This is a genomic window from Streptomyces botrytidirepellens (genome assembly GCF_003721215.1).
GTDB lineage: Bacteria > Actinomycetota > Actinomycetes > Streptomycetales > Streptomycetaceae > Streptomyces > Streptomyces himastatinicus.
Map to the genome: position 1 here is coordinate 1 of NZ_RIBZ01000599.1, position 3,999 is coordinate 3,999.

General features: G+C 73.3%; 4 protein-coding genes. All 4 read left to right on the plus strand.

The window, feature by feature from the left end:
* The coding region (locus EEJ42_RS51305) for an alpha/beta hydrolase (RefSeq protein ID WP_484422021.1) at positions 1–425 on the plus strand (425 nt) is incomplete at its 5' end.
* Between the two features lie 74 nt (positions 426–499).
* Complete coding sequence (locus tag EEJ42_RS33480) at positions 500–1,903, plus strand: sensor histidine kinase (RefSeq protein ID WP_123105793.1); 1,404 nt, start codon at positions 500–502, stop codon at positions 1,901–1,903.
* Positions 1,900–2,580, plus strand: a complete 681-nt coding sequence (locus tag EEJ42_RS33485) for a response regulator (RefSeq protein WP_123105795.1) — start codon at positions 1,900–1,902, stop codon at positions 2,578–2,580. Before EEJ42_RS33480 ends, EEJ42_RS33485 begins: the two co-directional genes overlap by 4 nt.
* Positions 2,581–2,689: 109 nt before the next feature.
* The gene (locus EEJ42_RS33490) at positions 2,690–3,907 is read left to right on the plus strand and encodes a cytochrome P450 (RefSeq protein ID WP_123105797.1); all 1,218 of its coding nucleotides are present in this window, start codon (positions 2,690–2,692) and stop codon (positions 3,905–3,907) included.
* Positions 3,908–3,999 lie beyond the last annotated feature (92 nt).

The window sequence follows — 3,999 nt, forward strand, 5'->3', positions numbered from 1 at the left end:
CGGCGGCCCGGCACCGCCTGCCGCCGCAGGCCCGGTGGCATCTGCCCGCGCCGCCCCCGCTCCGCGGCGTGGTCGCGCTCGCGCCGATCGCGGATCTCACCGCCGCCCGCGCGCTGCGGGTGTGCTCGGACGCCGTCGACCAACTGCTCGGTGACCGGCTCGCGGCGCGGCTTCCGTTCGCGGATCCCGCCGCGCTGCTGCCCACCGGCGTGCCCACGGTCCTCGTGCAGGGCGGCACGGACGTCGACGTTCCGCCGCAGGTCGCGGATTCCTTCGCCGCGGCCGGGGCGGTCGCCGGGGAGCCGCCGCGGGTGGTGCGCATCGCCGCCGTCGGGCACTTTCCGCTGATCGACCCGGCGACCGCCGCCGCCCGCACGGTCGCCGACGAGATCGCCCGGGCCGCCGCGCGGCCATCACCCTCGTAGTACTTGAGAGGGACTCCGGACAATCACCATTGCTGGGGACGACGCGGGCCCGCCCGCTGCCTACGGTATGAGGCGTGACCCAGACCCTTCCGCGGACCGAACTCCGCATCGCCCGCAGCGCGTTGTCCGGCCTGCGGCAGGACCTGATCGACGACGCGTTCGCCATCCGCCCGCTGCCGCCGCTGAGTTCCGGGCATCCGCTGATGCGCCGGGCCCCGGAGCGGGCCCGGCGATATGTGGGCTGGCTGCCGCATGCCGCGCTCTCGGCCTGCGCGTTCTACGTCATGGCGCAGTCGGTCTTCCTGGTGGACAACGACATGAGCCTGGTCCTGGCCCTGCTGAGCGGGGTGCCGCTGCTGCTGACGCTGTTCCGGCCGGTCGGCGCCTGGTGGCTGTCGTTCGGGGCGAGCGCCACGACGGGGCTGGGGCTGCTGGGGCTGGATCAGACGGTGGGCTGGCCGTGGCCCATTCCGCTGGCCATCTCCCACGTCCTGGTGATGGTGGTGGTCGCGGCCCGGTCGCGTCCCCGGGCGGCCACCGAGATATGGCTGCTCACGGCCCTTCTCGCGGCTGTCGCCGAGTACGTCGACGCCGACAGCCGGTACACCTCGGACTCCCTCCAGATGCTGGCCGACAGCCGGATCACCTCGGACAGCGTCCAGATGCTGTTCGTCTCCGGGCTGGTGCTCTGCGCCGTCGTGACCGCGCGCACCCTGCGCGAGAGCAAGCGGCGGATAGCGGTGCAGGAGTCGGTGACCGTCGAGGAGCGTTCCCGCCGCACCACGCTGGAGGAGCGCGCGACCATCGCGCGGGAGCTGCATGACGTGGTCGCGCACCACATGTCCGTCATCGCCATCCAGGCGGAGGCCGCCCCGTACCGGGTGGAGAACCCGCCCGAGGAGCTGACCAGGAGCTTCGCGACCATCCGGGAGAACGCGGTGATCGCCCTCACCGAGCTGCGCCGGGTCCTCGGGGTGGTGCGGGCCGACGACATCGATATGGACGCCGACCCCGAGGCGCCCCAGCCCACGCTGGCCGCGCTCGAGGGCCTCTTCGCGGGGGTGCGGGCGGCGGGCCTGACGGTCGACTACGTGACGACGGGCGCGGTGCGCCCGCTGCCGCAGGGCGTGGAGCTGTCGGCGTACCGCATCGTGCAGGAGGCGCTGAGCAACGCGCTGCGCCATGCCCCGGGTTCCACGGCGCGGGTCGAGGTGTCGCATGTGCTCGGCGGTCTCGGGCTGCGCATAGTCAACGGGCCGCCCACCAAGGCGGTGCCGCCCTCGCCGGGCATGGGCCATGGGCTGCTCGGCATGCGGGAGCGGGTCGCGATGCTGGACGGGGAGATACGGGCCGGGGCGCGGGAGGAGGACGGCGGCTATGAGGTCACCGTCTTCATCCCGGCCCCGGAGACGGCGGTGACGGAGACATCGGTGAGGGAGACGGCGGTCCCGGAGACGGCGGCGGAGCCGGAGGCATGACGACCATCCGCGTGCTGATCGTGGACGACCAGATGATGGTCCGCGAGGGCTTCTCCGTGCTGCTGGGCGCCCAGCCGGACATCGAGGTCGTCGGTGAGGCGGTCGACGGCCGCGAGGCGATCGCGCAGGTCGCGGCGCTGCGCCCGGATGTGGTCCTGATGGACATCCGGATGCCCGTGCTGAACGGGCTGGAGGCGACGCGGGAGATCGTGGCGGCGGACGCCGACGCCAAGGTGCTGGTGCTGACCACCTTCGACCTGGACGAGTACGTCTACCAGGCGCTGCGCGCCGGGGCGAGCGGCTTTCTGCTCAAGGACGCCTCGGCCCGTCAGCTCGGCGAGGCGGTGCGGGTGGTGGCGGCCGGGGAGGCGCTGCTGGCGCCCACCGTCACCAAGCGGCTGATCGCGACGTTCTCGCAGGCCGGTGGGCCCGCGCTGGCCGGGGCGGCGCGGCCGGGCCAGCAGGTGCGGCTGGACGAGCTGACCGAGCGGGAGAACGAGGTGCTGGTACTGGTCGCACAGGGCCGGTCCAACGCGGAGATCGCGCAGCATCTGGTGGTGGCGGAGTCGACGGTGAAGACCCATGTGAGCCGGATCCTGGTGAAGCTCGGCCTGCGGGACCGCACCCAGGCCGCGGTCTTCGCGTACGAGGCGCGGCTCGTGACCCCGGGAGGCTGACGGCCGAGCCGACCGCGAGCCCGACCGCGCGAGCCGATCACGCGAGCCGACCGCCGACGACACCCGGAGCGCTCTGGAGGACGGGCCGGTCCGGCGATACGGTCCGGTCATGACCAGCGCAGCCCCTGCCTTCGACCCGTGGCAGCCGTCGTTCGTCGCCGACCCCTACCCGGCCTACGCGAGCCTCCGTGAGCGGGGCAGGGCGCACTGGTTCGCGCCCTCCCGCCAGTGGCTGATCCCGCACTTCGAGGATGTGCGCGCCCTGCTGACCGACCGGCGGCTGGGCCGTACGTATCTGCACCGCTTCACCCACGAGGAGTTCGGCCGCACCGCCCCGCCGCCCGAGCACGAGCCGTTCCACACCCTCAACGGCAACGGCATGCTGGACCTGGAGGCGCCGGACCACACCCGGCTGCGGCGGCTGGTCTCCAAGGCGTTCACCCCGCGCACGGTCCAGGGGCTGGTGCCGACGATCCGGCGGCTGGCGGCCGGGCTGGCGGACTCGTTCGCCGCTTCCGGCGGCGGCGACCTCATCGCGGCGGTCGCCGAACCGCTGCCGGTCGAGGTCATCGCGGAGATGCTGGGCATTCCGCATGCCGACCGCCCGGCGCTGCGCCCCTGGTCGGCGGACATCTGCGGGATGTTCGAGCTGAACCCGGGCGAGGAGACGGCGCGCCGCGCGGTGCGGGCGTCGGAGGAGTTCTCGGCGTATCTGCGGGGGCTGATCGCCGCCCGCCGCAAGGACCCGGGCGAGGATCTGATCAGCGCGCTGATCGCGGCGCACGACGAGGGGGACCGGCTCTCCGAGCAGGAGATGGTGTCCACGTGTGTGCTGCTGCTGAACGCGGGCCACGAGGCCACCGTCAACACCACCGGCAACGGCTGGTGGACGCTCTTCCGCCACCCCGACCAGCTGGCCCGGCTGCGGGATGCCCCGGACGCGCTGTTGTCCACCGCTGTGGATGAGCTGCTGCGCTACGACACTCCGCTCCAGCTGTTCGAGCGCTGGGTCCTGGAGGACATCCGGGTCGGCGACACCCTCATCCCGCGCGGCAGCGAGGTCGCCCTGCTCTTCGGCTCGGCCAACCGCGACCCGGCCCGCTTCGAGCGGCCCGACACGCTCGACCTCGCCCGCGCAGACAACCCCCACCTCAGCTTCGGCGCCGGTATCCACTACTGCCTGGGTGCCCCGCTGGCCCGTATCGAACTCGCCGCGTCCTTCGGCGCGTTGCTCCGCGCCGCGCCGGGGCTGCGGCTGGTCCGGGAGCCGGAGTGGCGGCCCGGCTATGTGATCCGCGGGCTGACGGAGCTGCTGGTGGAGGTCTGAGGTCTGAGGACTGAACCGATAGTCGCAACACCAGAACCGCGCCCCCCGCACACGACTCGGCGCCGGGCCCGCCACAGGGGGAGTGCGGGCCC